The organism is Salinivibrio sp. SS3 (assembly GCF_001722105.1).
In the GTDB taxonomy this organism is placed as follows: Bacteria; Pseudomonadota; Gammaproteobacteria; order Enterobacterales; family Vibrionaceae; genus Salinivibrio; species Salinivibrio kushneri.
Genome location: NZ_MEBQ01000033.1, coordinates 78,312 through 94,936 on the forward strand (window position 1 = coordinate 78,312; position 16,625 = coordinate 94,936).

General features: G+C 49.8%; 15 protein-coding genes. 7 read left to right on the forward strand and 8 right to left on the reverse strand.

The window, feature by feature from the left end; all coding sequences use genetic code 11:
• Positions 1-82 precede the first annotated feature (82 nt).
• On the reverse strand, positions 83-256 hold the full coding sequence (locus BGL48_RS16255) for a hypothetical protein (protein WP_176719660.1): 174 nt from the start codon (positions 254-256) through the stop codon (positions 83-85).
• A gap of 496 nt (positions 257-752) precedes the next feature.
• On the opposite strand from BGL48_RS16255, the gene htpX reads away from it, so the two are divergent.
• A complete protein-coding gene (gene htpX, locus BGL48_RS11280) occupies positions 753-1,631 on the forward strand; it encodes a protease HtpX (protein ID WP_069362730.1) in 879 nt (292 codons plus the stop codon).
• 28 nt (positions 1,632-1,659) lie between these two features.
• Here htpX and BGL48_RS11285 read toward each other — a convergent pair whose 3' ends face one another.
• Positions 1,660-2,583 (reverse strand): DMT family transporter, encoded by a 924-nt coding sequence (locus BGL48_RS11285; RefSeq protein WP_069362731.1) that lies wholly within the window; start codon positions 2,581-2,583, stop codon positions 1,660-1,662.
• 147 nt (positions 2,584-2,730) lie between these two features.
• On the opposite strand from BGL48_RS11285, the gene BGL48_RS11290 reads away from it, so the two are divergent.
• A complete protein-coding gene (locus tag BGL48_RS11290) occupies positions 2,731-3,180 on the forward strand; it encodes an Lrp/AsnC family transcriptional regulator (protein WP_069362732.1) in 450 nt (149 codons plus the stop codon).
• A 34-nt stretch (positions 3,181-3,214) separates the two neighbouring features.
• Here the strand turns inward: BGL48_RS11290 and trxC are convergent, their stop codons facing one another.
• Complete coding sequence (gene trxC / locus BGL48_RS11295; protein WP_069362733.1) at positions 3,215-3,646, reverse strand: thioredoxin TrxC; 432 nt, start codon at positions 3,644-3,646, stop codon at positions 3,215-3,217.
• 139 nt (positions 3,647-3,785) lie between these two features.
• Positions 3,786-4,922 (reverse strand): M14 family metallopeptidase, encoded by a 1,137-nt coding sequence (locus tag BGL48_RS11300; protein WP_069362734.1) that lies wholly within the window; start codon positions 4,920-4,922, stop codon positions 3,786-3,788.
• Positions 4,923-5,146: 224 nt separating this feature from the next.
• Between BGL48_RS11300 and BGL48_RS11305 the strand changes: the two genes are divergently transcribed.
• From BGL48_RS11305 to pgsA, 4 genes are all read left to right on the forward strand, one after another.
• A complete protein-coding gene (locus tag BGL48_RS11305; protein WP_069362735.1) occupies positions 5,147-6,595 on the forward strand; it encodes an NAD-dependent succinate-semialdehyde dehydrogenase in 1,449 nt (482 codons plus the stop codon).
• A gap of 285 nt (positions 6,596-6,880) precedes the next feature.
• Positions 6,881-7,525: a UvrY/SirA/GacA family response regulator transcription factor gene (gene uvrY, locus BGL48_RS11310; protein WP_046073101.1), complete on the forward strand. Its 645-nt coding sequence runs from the start codon at positions 6,881-6,883 to the stop codon at positions 7,523-7,525.
• A 29-nt stretch (positions 7,526-7,554) separates the two neighbouring features.
• Complete coding sequence (uvrC, locus tag BGL48_RS11315) at positions 7,555-9,387, forward strand: excinuclease ABC subunit UvrC (RefSeq protein WP_077521479.1); 1,833 nt, start codon at positions 7,555-7,557, stop codon at positions 9,385-9,387.
• Between the two features lie 49 nt (positions 9,388-9,436).
• Positions 9,437-9,997 carry a CDP-diacylglycerol--glycerol-3-phosphate 3-phosphatidyltransferase gene (gene pgsA, locus BGL48_RS11320; RefSeq protein WP_069362736.1) on the forward strand — a complete coding sequence of 187 codons (561 nt, stop codon included), beginning with the start codon at positions 9,437-9,439 and terminating at the stop codon, positions 9,995-9,997.
• 183 nt (positions 9,998-10,180) lie between these two features.
• Here the strand turns inward: pgsA and BGL48_RS11325 are convergent, their stop codons facing one another.
• The 3 genes from BGL48_RS11325 to BGL48_RS11335 all read right to left on the reverse strand — a co-directional run bounded on the left by BGL48_RS11325 (position 10,181) and on the right by BGL48_RS11335 (position 14,006).
• Positions 10,181-11,548 carry an ATP-binding protein gene (locus BGL48_RS11325; protein WP_069362737.1) on the reverse strand — a complete coding sequence of 456 codons (1,368 nt, stop codon included), beginning with the start codon at positions 11,546-11,548 and terminating at the stop codon, positions 10,181-10,183.
• Positions 11,549-11,551: 3 nt separating this feature from the next.
• Complete coding sequence (locus BGL48_RS11330; protein ID WP_046073104.1) at positions 11,552-12,226, reverse strand: response regulator; 675 nt, start codon at positions 12,224-12,226, stop codon at positions 11,552-11,554.
• 100 nt (positions 12,227-12,326) lie between these two features.
• Positions 12,327-14,006, reverse strand: coding sequence for an aspartate:alanine antiporter (locus BGL48_RS11335; RefSeq protein WP_046073105.1), 1,680 nt, complete (start codon positions 14,004-14,006; stop codon positions 12,327-12,329).
• Between the two features lie 550 nt (positions 14,007-14,556).
• Between BGL48_RS11335 and BGL48_RS11340 the strand changes: the two genes are divergently transcribed.
• Positions 14,557-15,993: a hypothetical protein gene (locus BGL48_RS11340; protein ID WP_069362738.1), complete on the forward strand. Its 1,437-nt coding sequence runs from the start codon at positions 14,557-14,559 to the stop codon at positions 15,991-15,993.
• A 336-nt stretch (positions 15,994-16,329) separates the two neighbouring features.
• On the opposite strand, the gene BGL48_RS16400 is transcribed toward BGL48_RS11340, so the two are convergent.
• On the reverse strand, positions 16,330-16,625 hold a 296-nt coding region (locus tag BGL48_RS16400), incomplete at its 5' end, for a hypothetical protein (protein WP_218089809.1).

The window sequence follows — 16,625 nt, forward strand, 5'->3', positions numbered from 1 at the left end:
AGTTGTTGCGGAAATCTAGCGATCAAAAAAGCCAGCGCTGTGCTGGCTTTTGTCTATTTAGGTAGGCAGTTCGGGTAGACAATTACTTCTGGTCGTCTTGCACACCCATTAGGCTTTGCTGAACCTCGGCCATCTGGCGTGCAGCTGACGCGTCATCCGACGCTAACCCAAGCTCTGAGCAGGCCTCATCGAAGCTCATGCCGAGATGACAGGTTAAGATGTCGATAGCGACTCGGTAGTTTTCTTGCTCTGCCATGGTCTCACTCCATTGATAACGCGTTGCGTTGTTAAGGTTAGGTTGTCCACACGCGGTGGTTGTACACTTAATGCTTGATATGACCGCTGACTGCCCATTACTTTATTGCTTTACGCAGTGCATCAGCGTCATAGTTTTAAACAGCTGCGCATAAATTAGCCTGAGTAAACCGCGATGACAACTCGACCAAAGTCTATACTGGCAGGTTTTTGTCTTTTTTGTTGGGCTTTTCTGCCTCATTAATTGTTAACTGTTTGAATAGATTGTTAAAAACACAAGGTTGCGCGGTATCACAATTTGTTTAGATCAGATCGAAATAACGTGCCACACTAACTGGTCGGCGCAGAGAGTGGATGGGGCGGGCGCCATAAGCGACGACGGGATTTATTCGTAACAAATTGCATCAAAGGATTGTTTTTATCATTAATGCCCATACTATTTTTATCATTACAACAAATAAGCGCTAAACACTGGGTTTAAGCGACGGAGACACACCATGAAACGCTTAGGATTATTTCTTGCTACCAACCTTGCGGTACTGGTCGTATTTAGCATTGTGCTGAATATCATTTATGCCGTGACAGGCATGCAACCAGGCAGCTTATCTGGATTGCTGGTACTGGCAGCGGTATTTGGTTTTGGCGGCTCGTTGATATCGTTGCTAATGTCAAAATCCATGGCATTACGCTCGGTGGGGGCGCAAGTGATTGAGCACCCACGCAACGAAACCGAGCACTGGCTAATGAATACGGTCAGTCAGCAAGCTCAACGTGCTGGCATTGGTATGCCAACCGTGGCGGTATACAACTCGCCTGACATCAACGCCTTTGCCACTGGGGCAAAACGCAATGATTCTGTAGTCGCGGTCTCAAGCGGGTTACTACAAAACATGACCCGTGATGAAGCCGAAGCCGTGCTGGCGCACGAAATCAGCCACATTGCTAATGGCGATATGGTTACCATGACCTTGATGCAAGGGGTGGTGAACACCTTCGTGATCTTTATTGCTCGTGTCATCGCCGGTGCGGTCAGTGGCATGAACAGTGATGAAGAAGGCGAAGGCGGCGGCAACTGGATGATGTACTTCCTGATCTCCTCCGTGCTAGAAATCGTGTTTGGTATTCTGGCGAGTATTCTCACCATGTGGTTTAGTCGTCACCGCGAATTCCACGCCGATGCGGGCTCGGCGCAGCTGGTGGGCAAACAGAAAATGATTGCCGCGCTGGAGCGTTTGAAAGTCAGCCATGAGCCGAAACTGGAAGGCTCAATGATGGCATTTGGCATCAACGGTAAGAAAACGTTGAGTGAGCTGTTTATGACTCACCCACCGCTAGAAAAACGTATTGATGCCTTGCGCCGTGGCGACTATCTATAACCAGATAGCCTTGACGTCGAGTCATCGATTAAGCGGCCTGCGGGCCGCTTTTTGTTTGTGTGCGTCGCCACTTTATTCCCTCACTGGCGAGCATCGCCCCCAATACAATCAACGCCATCGCCACCACGGTAAGTGTACTGACGGTTTCCGAGAACACGGGGATGGCGATCAGCGCGGCCAGCACAGGCGTGAATGCGCCTATTGCGGCACTCATTTCTGCGCCTAAACGGCGAATGGCAAAGGCATAGCTGTAGTTGGCAATGATCCCCACGCCTAAGCCTTGCGCCAGCACATGGTAGCCCAGCTCGCCCAAAGGCGCTTGGAGCAGGTTAAAGGAGACGAGCCCGCTCATCGCACCCACGGGCAGCAGCAAGACGGCCGAGATCGCGAGCACGGCACCGGCTTCTGCGGCATTTAAGCCCGTGACACGCACACCAATGGTAAACCATGCCCAGCTAATACTGGCTGCGAGCAAAATTAAATGGCCTTGCGTCACGCTCCACGGTGAGAAGAACAGCGAATGCCATAAAAACGCACCTATGCCGATCACGATCAGCCCGATGCCTAATCGCCGTCCCACCGACAGCGACTCGCCATAAACGCCCCAAGCAATCGCAGAGACAAACAGTGGCAAGATCCCGGGAATTAACGAGGCGCCATCGGCGACAGGGGCAAACTGCATCCCCGTGGCGGCGAGCAGATAAAACGGTAAGCCTGCGCCAAAGGCAATCGCAAACAGATAACGTTTGGGCACGGAGACAATATGGCGCACCCGATGACGGCTCAGCCAACCAAATAGGAGGGCGGCAGGCAAAAAGCGCAGTAGGGCAATATCGCCACTGGTTAACACCGACTGGCTGGCCTGACGCAATGAAATAAACAGGCTCGCCCAAATGGTCACGGTGACAAGCATGGCGGCGAGGCCTAGTAAACGTTGAGAGGTGGCAGGCATGGTTGATCACTTCCTTGTTAATGGCTTCAATTAGTGTGGCAGCGTCAAAGGAGGGATTGGTGGCAAATTAAAGGGTGATTTGCCATCATGTTGGCGTTTATCATCTTTAATTATCTTTTTGTTGTTAAAAATCACTAAGGAAGCGATTTGGACAGTAAAGACAAAGCCATTCTGGCGCTGTTACAAGACGATGCGCGCCGCACGACCGCAGAGATTGCCGATGCGGTTGGCTTGTCGTTTTCGCCGTGCGCAAGACGAATCAAAAAGTTGGAAGCCGATGGGGTGATAGCGTCCTATCAGGTCACGCTCGACCGCCAGCGGATAGGGCTTAACATGACCTTTTTTGTCAATGTGAGCTTGAGCAATCACCGAGAAGAGGCGATTGTCACCTTTGAGCACGCGCTGGTGGAAATGGATGAAGTTATCAATGGCCACGTGATCTCAGGGACTTATGACTATTTACTGGAAGCGGTGACGCGCGATTTACCGCACTATGAAGCCTTTATGCGCCAGTTACAGACCCTGGCGATGGTTAAAGACATCAATACCAATGTGGCGATCCGCGCGGTAAAACAAGGCGCGGCGCTAAAAGTGTAGCGCCGCGTGATCATCATGAAAGGGTGATTAGCGATTAGCTAAGATGCTGACTTAGCCAGTCACTAAAGGCATTTTGGGGCAGGGCACCGTTGAGTACGTCAACGCGCTCGCCGTTTTTAAACACCATCAAGGTCGGAATACTGCGAATACGATACTGCGCGGCCAATGCTTGCTGCGCTTCGGTATCGATTTTGACAAAACGAGCGCGGCCCTCTTCTTGCTCGGCCACTGCCGCAAAGGCAGGCGCGAAGCTTTGGCATGGACCACACCACGGGGCCCAAAAATCGACCACGACAGGGACATCGCTATTTAGCAGCGCATTAAAATTATCATTGGTACCTTCAATCGGCTTACCGTCCAGCACATCAGACTGACACTTGCCGCATTTGGGTGCGTCATTCACCCGCTCGCTTGGAATGCGGTTCATGGATTGGCAGTGAGGGCAGCGTGAGGTCAAGATTGTCATGGTGTTTCCTCGTTGAATTATTTGTGCCTAATATAAGTGGATAATTCGGTTCGCCCCAGTTTAATTTATCAATCACTCAAATAGAAAAAGCCGATGACAAGGCACCGGCTTTCATTGCAGGCTATTGATGCATTTCGCGCTAGAGTGCGTCCACCACCTTGAGGATGGCACTGAGCATATCGCGACCGAAGGCTTGGCTGCGCGCAGGTGACCAGCCAAAGTCTGGATCCGGTTGGTCATTGTGATCTTTAAACGGCATTTCAACCGTGTACGACAAGCAGTTGAAACGCTCACCAATCCAGTTCGAGCCCACGATTAGATTGGCTTTACCGGGGGCGTCTTTGTCATAGCCGTGCTCGTCTTGGAACTCTGGCGTCACGGTGAGTAAGGCACGCTTAAATCTGTCCTCTAAATCCGCCATGCGCGCATCGTAAGAAGGGATCCCCTCGCAACCGGCAACAAAGTTATACGGAATCGCCTCATCTCCGTGGATATCGAGGCACATTTTCACCCCTGTTTGCTCCATACGCGCACGAACATGATACACCTCGGGGCTGCGCTCAAGCGTGGGGGCTTGCCACTCGCGGTTTAAGTTGGCACCCACCGCATTGGTGCGCAAGTGGCCGCGCACACTGCCGTCGGGGTTCATATTCGGCACCACGTAAACGTCTGCCTTTGCCAACAGCGCACGGGCGGTGGTGTCGGTGTCGTCAAGCAATCGGTCGAGCAACCCCTCGATAAACCATTCCGCCATGGTTTCGCCTGGGTGTTGGCGGGCAATCAGCCAAATCGGTGTTTTCGGTTGCGCAGACTCACTGAGCTCTGAGCGGATTTTCAGCAGGCTAATATCGCGCCCGTCCAAGGTCTGGCCGAGGGTTTCTAGCTGACATTGCGGATAGGTCTGCGCTTGGTGAATTAAATCCAGGTGGCGCTCATAGCTATACGGCGCGAAGTAGGCGAAATACATCGAACCATGTTGCGGCGTGACTTTAATGGTTAGGGTGTCGCCGTCAAATTCGGTGGGGACACGGAACCAGGTATCACGGTCGTATGAGGCGACCGCTTGATAATCTTTCCAGCCTTCAGGGTAGGCCGAACCTGCCAGTTGCTGAATATGCAGTGTGTGAGCCTGATTGACTTGCGCCTCTAAGCGAAAGTGAAACCACTGATAAAATTCAGACTGGTTGTCGTTATGAATGGCAAGTTGAATGTTGTTGATGTCGTCATCGTTAACAACGCGAATATTCCCGCTGTCGAACTGGCTAAAAATACGCATAGAGCATCCTTTATCGGTTTGAGAGGCCAGCGGTGTTTGCACCTGAGGGTAAGCCTTTTGTTATTTCCGCTTCTTCTGTTGCCTATTTGAGCAGACAACGGACGTTGACGGATTTATGCTGATTGAATCTCTGTGATTATCTTGCCGTGCCAACGGTGAGCTGGCAAGGTGCTATCTCGATCCAAGCCAATTCTCCAGGCTTTTGAACACAAAAAGGAGCCATTATGCAGCTTCACGATCAGACGTTACTCAAATCTCAGGCCTTAATTAACGGCAAATGGGTTGATGCCGATAGCCAACAAACCCGCGCAGTGACCAATCCTGCGAACGGAGAGCACTTGGCGACGGTACCCAATATGGGGACGGAGGAAACCAGCCGCGCTATTGATGCGGCGGATGCGGCCTTACCCGAGTGGCGAGATTTAACCGCCAAAGCGCGGGCTGACGTGCTATATCGCTGGTACGAGCTGATGCTCGAGCATAAAGACGACCTCGCCGCGATCATGACGGCTGAGCAAGGCAAGCCATTGAAAGAAGCGTCGGGAGAGATCCAATACGCGGCGTCGTTTTTACAGTGGTTTGCTGAAGAAGCGAAGCGCGTGTATGGCGCGACTATTCCCGCGGAGCAAGCGGACAAGCGTATTTCAGTGATCAAGCAGCCGATTGGCGTGACTGCGGCGATTACCCCGTGGAACTTTCCGGCGGCGATGATCACCCGTAAAGCGGCAGCCGCCCTGGCGGCAGGGTGTACCATGGTAGTGAAGCCTGCAAGCGATACGCCATTGTCGGCGCTGGCGTTAGGGGAGTTAGCGTTACGAGCTGGGGTGCCAGCTGGGGTGATTAGCGTGGTGACTGGGGCGTCGGGCCCCATCGGCGATACCTTATGCGCCGACAGACGCGTCCGTAAGCTCTCGTTTACCGGCTCCACCGAAATCGGCGCACAGCTGATGGAAAAATGTGCCCCAACCATTAAAAAGCTCTCGTTGGAGTTAGGTGGCAACGCGCCCTTTATTGTGTTTGATGACGCCGATATTGATGCTGCGGTTGAAGGTGCCATCGCGGCGAAGTTTCGTAATGCTGGGCAAACCTGTGTCTGTGTTAACCGCATTTACGTGCAAGCGGGCGTGTATGAAGCCTTTGCAGAAAAGTTTATCCAGGCGGTGAGTCAATTGCAGGTGGGTAAAGGTACCGACGACGGTGTAGACATTGGCCCACTCATTAACAAAGGGGCAATAGAAAAAGTGAATGCCCATCTGGATGATGCCAAGCAAAAAGGCGCTGCGATTGAGCTGGGTGGCGCGTGCCCTGAGCTGGGAGAAAACTACACCCAACCGGCGGTGATTAAATACGCGACCCCAGCGATGCAGATAGCCAAAGAAGAGACCTTCGGCCCCGTGGCCCCGCTATTTTCTTTTGAAGAAGAGGCGGATGCCATCGCCATGGCCAATGATACCGAATTTGGTCTCGCGTCTTACTTTTATGCCAAAGACATTAGCCGCGTGCATCGGGTAGCTGAAGCGTTGGAATACGGCATGGTGGGGATTAACACCGGCCTGATTTCGACCGCGGTCGCGCCCTTTGGTGGGGTGAAGCAATCGGGCCTTGGCCGTGAGGGATCACATTGGGGACTCGATGAATATTTAGAAATGAAGTACTTGTGTTTGGGCCTTTGATAACGTGAGAGGTTTGTACCGCCAAGTGTTAAAAATTACTGACACGTAAAGCGGTTCTTACGCGGTTTATGGCAGTCAACTTGCCTCTAACGCCACCAAATTGGTGATAATTCAGGCAAGTTGACTGTTTTTTGGCGGCTTAGTGTATGAATATTTGCATTTGCCCACATCCGCTCTGTTGTTGGCTTTTCATCCGTGGTAAAACTCAAGTAATATGCGTAAGAGAAGTCCAACCGTTGCCTTGGTGCAGCATGTTGGCGAACCAAACCAAGTGGAGATACAAGTTTGATCAATGTGTTCCTTGTAGATGATCACGAGCTGGTTCGCACAGGGATTCGACGTCTTTTAGAAGACGTTCGTGGCATAAAAGTGGTAGGGGAAGCCGACAGCGGTGAAGCTGCACTCAAGTGGTGCCGGCAAAATCACGCCGATATTGTCCTAATGGACATGAATATGCCAGGTATCGGTGGGTTAGAGGCGACACGCAAGTTGCTTCGTTACTCGCCAGACGCCAAGATTATCGTGCTCACGATCCATACAGAAAACCCGTTCCCGACTAAGGTCATGCAAGCGGGCGCCGCGGGTTATTTGACCAAAGGCGCCGGTGCCGATGAAGTGGTGAACGCGATCCGCATGGTCAATAGTGGCCAGCGTTATATTTCACCGGACATTGCCCAGCAAATGGCACTCAGTCAGTTCTCTGCCTCTTCAGATAATCCTTTCAAAGAACTGTCAGAGCGTGAATTGCAGATCATGCTAATGATCACCAAAGGGCAAAAAGTTACCGACATTTCCGAGCAACTTAGCCTGAGCCCGAAAACGGTGAACAGTTACCGTTATCGCTTATTCAGCAAGTTGGGCATTAATGGCGATGTGGAATTGACCCACCTTGCTATCAGGCACGGCATGCTCGACACCGAAACCCTGTAACGCGAAGTAATCCAGGACGAGACCGCGCAGTGCCGAACACCTTCGATGCGAAAAGCTTTCTAAAAACCGTCCCTCACCAGCCTGGCGTTTATCGCATGATGAACGCCGCGGGTGAAATTATCTATGTGGGTAAGGCTAAAGATCTCAGTAAACGCCTAGCCAGCTACTTTCGGGTGCAGGTTTCCAGTGAGAAAACCAAAGCCTTGGTGCGGAACATCGCCGATGTAGAGGTGACGGTGACCCACACCGAAACCGAAGCGCTGATCCTCGAGCACAACCTGATCAAGCAGCACCGCCCTAAATACAATGTATTGCTGCGAGACGACAAGTCTTACCCTTATATCTATCTCAGTGCTCACGAGCATCCACGGCTGGCGATCCACCGCGGCGCGAAAAAGAAAAAGGGCGAATATTTTGGTCCCTTTCCTGATGCCAATGCGGTACGCAAAAGCCTGCACCTGTTGCAGAAAATATTCCCGGTTCGCCAGTGTGAAGACTCGGTGTATGCCAACCGCAGCCGTCCTTGCTTAATGTATCAAATTGGTCGCTGCTCCGGCCCTTGTGTGCCAGGGCTGATTAGTGATGACGACTACGCCGAGCAAGTCAATTTTGCCCGTATGTTTTTACAAGGCAAAGACCGCGAAGTGATCGACAGCTTGGTGACCAAGATGGAAACCGCCAGCCAAGAGCTACAATTTGAAAAGGCGGCGGAATACCGCGACCAAATCCAAGCGTTGCGCCGTGTGCAAGAGCAGCAGTTTGTTTCGCAAGACAGTGATGATGACATCGACGTTATCGGCTTTGCACTAGAAAACGGGGTAGCGTGCATTCATGTGCTCTTTTTGCGTCAGGGTAACGTGCTGGGTAGTCGTAGCCACTTTCCTAAGATGCCGGCAGAAACCGACCCTGGTGAAGTGGTTTCAAGTTTTGTCAGCCAGTTTTACTTGGCGCAAGCGGAAGGGCGCACCATTCCCAGCCATATTTTGATTTCTGACGATATCGGTGATGATCTTGGTTGGCTGTCAACTACCTTGAGTGAAATCGCCGGACGCAATGTGCGCCTACAAAGCCGTCCGCGTGGGGCCAGAGCCCGCTTTTTGAAGCTGGCCAACACCAATGCGCGCACCGCCCTGACCAGCAAAATCAATCATCGGATGACCATCCAGAATCGTTATCAAGCGCTGCAAGAAACCTTAGGCTTAGAGCCGGTTAAGCGCATGGAGTGCTTTGATATCAGCCACACTATGGGCGAGAAAACGGTCGCCTCTTGCGTGGTGTTTAACCAAGACGGGCCGCTGAAAAAAGAGTATCGCCGTTACAACATTGAGGGGATCACTGGTGGCGATGATTATGCCGCGATGGCGCAGGTACTGACGCGCCGTTATAGCAAACAAGTCGAGCCAGAAAAAATCCCCGATATCATTGTAATAGATGGGGGTAAGGGCCAGCTTAGCCGTGCTTGGGAGGTGCTCGAGCCGCTGATCGCCGACTGGCCGGTTAACCCGCTCATTTTAGGGGTGGCCAAAGGCACCAGCCGTAAGCCAGGGCTTGAAACCTTGATTAAGGTCTCGGGCGAGGAGTTTTCGCTGCCCGCCGACTCGCCGGCGTTGCACCTTATTCAGCATATTCGCGATGAGAGCCACGATCATGCCATTGCCGGACACCGCGCGGCACGGGGTAAAGCGCGCAAGCAAAGTGTGCTCACCCAAATTGATGGCGTGGGCCCCAAACGTCGCCAGGCCTTACTGAAATACTTGGGCGGTATTCAAGAGCTGAAAAACGCCAGTGTTGAAGAAATCGCCAAGGTCCCCGGGATCAGCGCCACATTGGCAGAGAAAATTCATTCCTCATTGCAAGGTTAGTGGCAATGGGGCACCATAACCCAGTTAATCCTAAAATAAAAAGCTGAGCATGCGTCTAAATATACCTACCATTTTGACCTTTTTGCGCATTGCGCTTATTCCGGTCTTTGTTATTGCCTACTATTTGCCTTATGCCTGGGCGCCATTTGCGGCGGCACTCATTTTTGTGATTGCCGGTGCCACCGATTGGTTGGATGGTTATTTAGCGCGTCGCTTAAAGCAATCGACCCGTTTTGGCGCGTTTTTAGATCCCGTCGCCGACAAAGTGATGGTGGCGATTGCCATGGTGCTGATTGTCGAGCACTACGCCTCTATTTGGATTACCATTCCCGCGGCAACCATGATTGCGCGTGAGGTGATTATTTCAGCTCTGCGCGAGTGGATGGCTGAAATCGGCAAACGTGCCAGCGTCGCAGTCTCTTGGGTGGGTAAATTTAAAACCGGCTCACAAATGTTCGCCCTGACCATGCTGCTTTGGCATGGCGCGCCGTGGATTGAATGGTTAGGCTATGTCGCGCTCTATGCCGCAACCGGCTTAACCTATTGGTCGATGTATCAATATATGATGGCGGCCAAAGACGACTTGCTCGCCGACCCGGACGATGAATAAACCGAGCACTGAGCAAACGCATTCGCGTCCGTGACCTATCAATAAAAACGCAGCCACGATTTGGCTGCGTTTTTGTTTGCTGCTGGTGGCAGAACAAGAGAAAATGCCTGTTTGACGTCGCGCTTAAGCGAACCGCTGGACTTCGCGCTTTAGGATTAGCGCGGCTAGCTTAGCGCGGCTAGCCTAGCGCTTGGGAATGGTCAGAACAAAGGCCGCCCCTTGCAGCGGGGAGTCGCTGGCGTGGATGTTGCCATCGTAACTGGCAATGATTTCATCGCATACCGCTAATCCAATGCCAGTGCCAGGGTTGAGCTGATCGGCACGTACCCCGCGCTGGAATATGCTTTCCCGATATTGATCTGGTACCCCGGGGCCATCGTCTTCAATCGCCAGTTGCCACACTTCGCCGTGATCGTCGAGCCGGATTTGCACGGTTTCAAGGCAAAACCGATAGGCGTTTTCCAGCAAGTTACCGAGTAACTCCATCAAATCACTGCGGTGCACCGGTAAAGAGGCGCTTTCATCAAACGCTCGCACCACTTTCACCGGTTTATCGCGATAGGCCTTATCTAACATGCCCGTCAGGCTATCAATCGGTGCGGTCAGTGGGCTATCTTCGCGTTTCAGTCCACATTGCCCCACCAATGCGCGTTTGAGCTGATATTGCACCATGTCATCCATCTGGCTGACTTGCTCCAAAATCCGCTTATTCAGCTGCTCGCGCGACAGATGATTATCATCTAGCAGGGCATTGGTGGCGGATAAACGCGTTTTTAGGCTGTGCGCCAAATCGTCCATGGCGTGGCGATAACGGGATTTTTGCTTTTCCCGCTGGGTGATCATCCGGTTAAGTGCTTGGGTGACATCTTGCAGCTCGTCAGGGTAATCGTTATCCAGTGTTTGCTGACGTGATTCAGTAATCGCGATCAGCTCTCTCGCCAAGCGTCGCAGTGGGGAAAAGCTCCAATGACACGCGGCAACCACCAGAGCCGACGCCGAGACAAACAGCAAGCTGATGTAAAACCACGTCTCCGCTTCTAAATCGGCTAACTGCTGTTTTTGTTTGTCGACGTTGCGCAGCACAAACAGCCGGTTTTCGCTTTCACCGGGTTGTTTTTCTGATGAAAGTCGCTGCGCCACCACGTTAAAGCCAGCAATGGAAAGATACTGCGGCTTTTTCGCTTCGTTAGGGATCAGCGTGCAGATATCGTCGATATTAAACGCTTGCACATCGCGTGAGGCCCACAGCGTGTGGTTATCGGGCGTACATAGCACCGACATATAATCGCTGCTGGACGGGTCAAGCGATTGGATCCAAGCGGTCAGCTGGTCAGCGCGGATCAGCCCGTCTTTACTGAGCTGCGCCATCACCATCGGAATTTGTGAGGCCAGATCGCGCGAGTAAGCCGCCATTGAATTTTGCTGATACAGCTTATTAATCAAGGCCGCAAGCGCAATCGAGAAAAGCAGAATAATGCCAATCGAGGTGGCGAGCACTCGGGTGCGCAGTCGAGGGCGACATTGGCAAAGGGTAAATTGGCCTAGTTTCATGGTTTACTCAGCTTGGATCTCGAACAGGTAGCCTTGGCCACGCACAGTCGAGATGGGGTTGTCGTGTCCGGTTTGGATCAGCTTTTTACGCAGACGACTGATCATCACCTCAATGGTGTTAGGGTCGCCATCTTGGTCATGATACAGCACATCGAGCAAGCGTTGTTTAGAGATCACTTCGCGACTGTGACGAATCAGGTACTCAAACAAATCATACTCAAAGGCGGTCAGCTCTAGCGCTTGTCCATTGACGGTAACCGATTTCGCCAACAAATCTAACTCGATATCACCAGCGGTAATGGTGGGCTTCACAAAACCAGCACTGCGGCGTACTAATGCGTTTAGTCGTGCGACTAGTTCCGGTTTTTGAAACGGCTTTACCAGGTAGTCATCGGCACCGGCATCTAAGCCCGTGACTTTATCTTGCCAATTGGCGCGCGCCGTGAGCACCAAAATCGGCAGGCGTAGCCCTTTGGCGCGAATATCACGAATTAGGCTAATACCATCTTGATCGGGCAGACCAAGGTCAACAATGGCAATATCATTGGGGTATTGGTCAGCGTAATAAAGCCCTTCGCTGGCAGTGCTGGCACAGCGAACATGGTGGCCGAGTTCACTGAGTTCGGTGTTCAGGTGATGACTTAAAATCGAGTCATCTTCAATAATAAGAACCTGCATAAAAGCCCCTGTAAAACAAAAAGCGCCCGAGGTGGACGCCTTTATTATAGGTTTAATAAACTGAATTTTGGCTGACTCAGCGACCGTCTCCAGCGTGACGTTACACCAAAATAATCATCAAGGTGCCGGCCAAGGTCAAAATAACGTTGGCAATCGCATAGGTGCCCGCGTAGCCCAAGGCAGGAATGGTGCTGCGAGCATGCTCGTTGATCATATCCATCGCCGGCGCACAGGTTCTTGCCCCGATGATTGCGCCAAACAAGAGCGCGCGGTTCATCTTCAGCACATACGCGCCAATCAAATAGGCGACAATCACTGGAATAACACTGATCACAATGCTGGCCAGGATCACCGAAAAGCCCATGTCCGCGATGTAATCAAATAGCCGACTACCGGCACTCAGTCCAATGCCAGCCATAAAGGTCATCAGGCCGAGATCTTTCACCATATTTAGCGCCCCTTGGGGCACATAGCCGAAAGTGGGGTGGTTGGCACGTAAAAAGCCGAGGCTGATCCCCGCCAACAGCAAGCCTGCGGCATTACCTAGGCCAAAGGTCACTTGGCCGAAGGTGAGGGTGATCATCCCCAAGCCCAGCCCCAAAATAAAGAAGCAGCAAAAGGCGAGCAAATCCGACATCTGGCTATGAATCGAGATAAAGCCGATGCGGTCGGCCAAGCCTTTTACCCGGCTTTTCTCACCACTGATTTGCAGCACATCGCCTTTGTTGAGGATAATCCCTTGGTCCATCGGCATCTCAACCTGAGCGCGCACCACTCGGTTTAAAAAGCAGCCGTATTCCGACAGGTTTAAATCCGACAGCTTTTTCTGCGCCACGCTGTCATTTTTTACTACGATTTCTTCTTCGACAATGCGTAAGTCGAGCAGATCGCGGTCAAACACTTCTTTACCGTTACGGAAGCTGGGGTCCAGCCGCGCATGGCTGTCGGGATAGCCGACTAAGGCAATCTCGTCGCCTTGCTGCAAAATGGCGTCCCCATCAGGGTTAGCCAAAATGCCGTTACGGCGAATGCGCTCGATATAACAGCCGGTTTGGCGATAAATACCCAACTCACGCAGGTTGCGGCCATCAATCCAATCGATCAATTCAGGCCCAACCCGATAGGCGCGAATAATGGGTAAATAGACCTTACGCTGTGATTCACTGCCCAAGCCGCGCTCAATCGCAATCTGTTGGGCGGAGTGCTCAAGGTTATGGCGCTGCAACTTCGGCATCAATTTCGCCAGCACAATCAAGCTCACCAGGCCGGTGAGGTAGGCCATGGCATAGCCGACACTGAGGTTATCAATCATCATTCCCAGCTGTTCGCCTTCTGCACCGGTTAAGCCGGAGTTAAGCGCATCTTTCGCGCCCACCAATACCGGAGTGGCGGTAAGCGCGCCTGCCATCATGCCGGTGGCAATGCTGATATCCAGCCCCAAATGGTTTTGGAAGAACAGGGTTAAGCCAATGGCGCTGAGTAACACCGCCAAGGCAAGCAACAGGTATGATTTTCCGTCACGGAAAAAGACGCCAAAAAAGTTAGGCCCCGCCTCAATCCCTACGCAATAGATAAACAGCATAAAGCCGATGCTGAGGGTATCAGGCGAGAAGGTGAACCCCGCGTTGCCAAAAATGATCGCGGTAAACAACACGCCGATGGATCCGCCGAGTTGCACACTACCAATTTTGATCTTTCCGACCGCGAGGCCGAGGGCGAGAACCACAAAAAGGAGTAAAATATCGTTTTGGAGCAGGAGGTTATTGACGTCTATATTCACAGCACAAATGTCCGACAGAGCGTGCAGGGGGTTAATGTGGTGAAAATTATACCAACCTTAATCACACTTTGTTGTACAAATTTAGTGAAATAAAGATTAATTTTGCATAAAAAAACACCAGTTGCACGTTTTTTGGAAGCATCCACAAAAAATGGCAGCCTCGACTGGCTTTTTAGACCCAACCAACTCACCCGCAAGATCTCAGCCAAATCCTCGAAGCAATCTCACAGAATTAGCGCTCGCTAACATTTTGGACATTAGGGAATGAAAACGTTATCACGCCTCTGTTAGGCTAATCCTTACGACAAAAAAGGGAAATGGCCTATCGGATGCCCAAAACCGGCGGGCGGTAGCGTGGGAAAGGCTGGATAGTTAACCAGCTTACCGGATAGAAAGCCGAATCGGATGCACGCTTTCGCGGAGAAGCGAGAGATAGTAAAAGCGATAAATACTATTAATAACAGTTAGTGAATAAAGAAAAGGCGCGTATAACGGTTTTGAGGAAGTGAGTGTGCGCGCTAATAGAATGTTATGCAGGGAAATAATTCGAATGAGTGCAATTAAACCAGATCTAACTGAGTCGTTCATAAACGACGGACATTTTGAGGTTAACGAAGTTGGCCCGTTGTATTCTCCTTTGTTAGATCTGAAGATAAAAAGAGACAAGAAATTAAAGCTTATTCTAACGACTACATCAGATCCAAGTTCTAAAACTGAGTGTGAAGATCATCCTCCTGGTACGGTTAGAATTAATGAAAGCTTGATTAAAATGACATCAATTTCAGGGGCCAAGGTTGAATTAGCAGGGATCCAGCCATTTAACTATTCAATTTCAACTGATAGCAATGGTAAGTCAACTAGGACAGAACTTTCTTCTATAAGCAAAGCCTCAGTACAAATAAGAGATAGCAAACTTGGATTTTATTTAATTGAATGGCTTGAAAATGTTGATGATGGAGCATTTTTCTGGCCTGAAATAACAAGGCGTGAATCAGAAGATTCGAATATAACCGTCATTGGCTCAGGCTCAACCGCTGTACAGATAAACGAAAGATCTACCTCCGGAAAAAGTTCAAGAAACTGTATTTATCTAAGTCTAGATAATACTGATTTTCACTTAGTAACTTCAGGTGAAGATGATAATTCATTGGGGGTTAAGTCAGGTTACATATTATACAGTGGGGTTCCTTCTGAAGAATTTAGAAAGAAAGTTCGAAATTGCTTATCATTCATTATAGGCAGGCCATTAGTTCAAACTGGGCATAGTGTTTTTGACTCAGATTGGGAAATAGTCTCATCAGAAGCAATTAGTTCATATTCAATGGGACAAGAAGCCTTTAACATACACTCAATGCCACCAGTTCCTTTAGGTAAGAAATATCAAGGTGAACTTGATGAAGAAATTGTATCTCCTTTATTGATTTCTATTTATAGGGACTATGATAAATACAATTTTGGATATCTATCATGGGCATACTGGCATGCTATTTGTGCACCTGTTCATATAGCTGCCGTGCATTTTGTTGCTTGTATCGAGTCACTTCAAAAATCATTCATTAAGAACAATGGAAAATTATTTAGAACAAGCTTAATAGAGAAGTCTGATTGGAAGCTTTTTAGAACAAATATACAAGAAACCTTAAAGGGCATGGAAATAGGTGAAGCAGAAAGAAAAGTATTAGAAAATAAAGTTAATTCTCTAAATCAAACGCCGCAAAGTATCCTGACCGATAGATTCCTCAATACACTAGATATTCAGCTTTCAGATCTCGAGAAATCGGCGTGGAAGCAAAGAAATAATGCAGCTCATGGAAATGAAACTGAAGTAGGTGGAGAGATTAAGTTAATTAGAGAGATAAAAGTTTTAAAGGTAATATTTCACAGAGTGTTCCTCAAGATAGTTAACGGTGGTGATTACTATATAGACTATTACTCTATTGGTTTTCCAATAAAAAAACTTAATGAAAGTATCGAGAGTGATGCATAACAAAAGCCTGCAATCTGGCCTCCGGCAGTTGAGGCGGGCGTTAAATTACTAGGAGTGATAATTGATGCGCGGTGCTCTATGTGTTGCTGTTGCAGTCATATTCCTGACGTACTTTCAGTACAACGACATTGTAGAAAACGCTTCTTTACCGGTGATTCTTTCGGTTGTTTTTGGCTATCTACTATCATGCTTCGTTGATTATATTTTAAAGCTTGAATCAATTAATTTTATTCCAAGATATATCCGGCGCGAAGTTGGTTTTGATTCGATTGAATTTTCGTTTCGAGGTGAGAAGAGTAAAAAGGTAAATGTTTTTTGGCTACTAGCATCTAATGGTTACTTTTTCTCAAAGTTAATAAAAAATACTATCTCATATGCCTCCTGCCCAAAGTCCAGTGATAATAGGTGTGAATGTGAAAAAAGTGACAGGAAGATTTTTCTTGTAAATGCAAACAGGAACAACTTAAAATTATCGTTAATTCTTTTTTTTCTTATGTGGGGAGCCTCAATTCTTCCGATAACACAAAGCTTTCCTACATTTTTACGAGATATATTGACTTCCTTATTAGTATTTCGCTGCTTATCTAGAAGTGTCGAAATCATGTATGCTTTTGGCTCTTCACCGGATGTGG

What these genes read in the sequence shown, in the direction of transcription:
- BGL48_RS11330 (WP_046073104.1), bottom strand. Translation starts at nt 12,226, where the DNA reads ATGCAGGTTCTTATTATTGAAGATGACTCGATTTTAAGTCATCACCTG.
- BGL48_RS11340 (WP_069362738.1), top strand. Translation starts at nt 14,557, where the DNA reads ATGAGTGCAATTAAACCAGATCTAACTGAGTCGTTCATAAACGACGGA.
- BGL48_RS11325 (WP_069362737.1), bottom strand. Translation starts at nt 11,548, where the DNA reads ATGAAACTAGGCCAATTTACCCTTTGCCAATGTCGCCCTCGACTGCGC.
- BGL48_RS11285 (WP_069362731.1), bottom strand. Translation starts at nt 2,583, where the DNA reads ATGCCTGCCACCTCTCAACGTTTACTAGGCCTCGCCGCCATGCTTGTC.
- BGL48_RS16255 (WP_176719660.1), bottom strand. Translation starts at nt 256, where the DNA reads ATGGCAGAGCAAGAAAACTACCGAGTCGCTATCGACATCTTAACCTGT.
- BGL48_RS11300 (WP_069362734.1), bottom strand. Translation starts at nt 4,922, where the DNA reads ATGCGTATTTTTAGCCAGTTCGACAGCGGGAATATTCGCGTTGTTAAC.
- BGL48_RS11305 (WP_069362735.1), top strand. Translation starts at nt 5,147, where the DNA reads ATGCAGCTTCACGATCAGACGTTACTCAAATCTCAGGCCTTAATTAAC.
- htpX (WP_069362730.1), top strand. Translation starts at nt 753, where the DNA reads ATGAAACGCTTAGGATTATTTCTTGCTACCAACCTTGCGGTACTGGTC.
- pgsA (WP_069362736.1), top strand. Translation starts at nt 9,437, where the DNA reads ATGCGTCTAAATATACCTACCATTTTGACCTTTTTGCGCATTGCGCTT.
- trxC (WP_069362733.1), bottom strand. Translation starts at nt 3,646, where the DNA reads ATGACAATCTTGACCTCACGCTGCCCTCACTGCCAATCCATGAACCGC.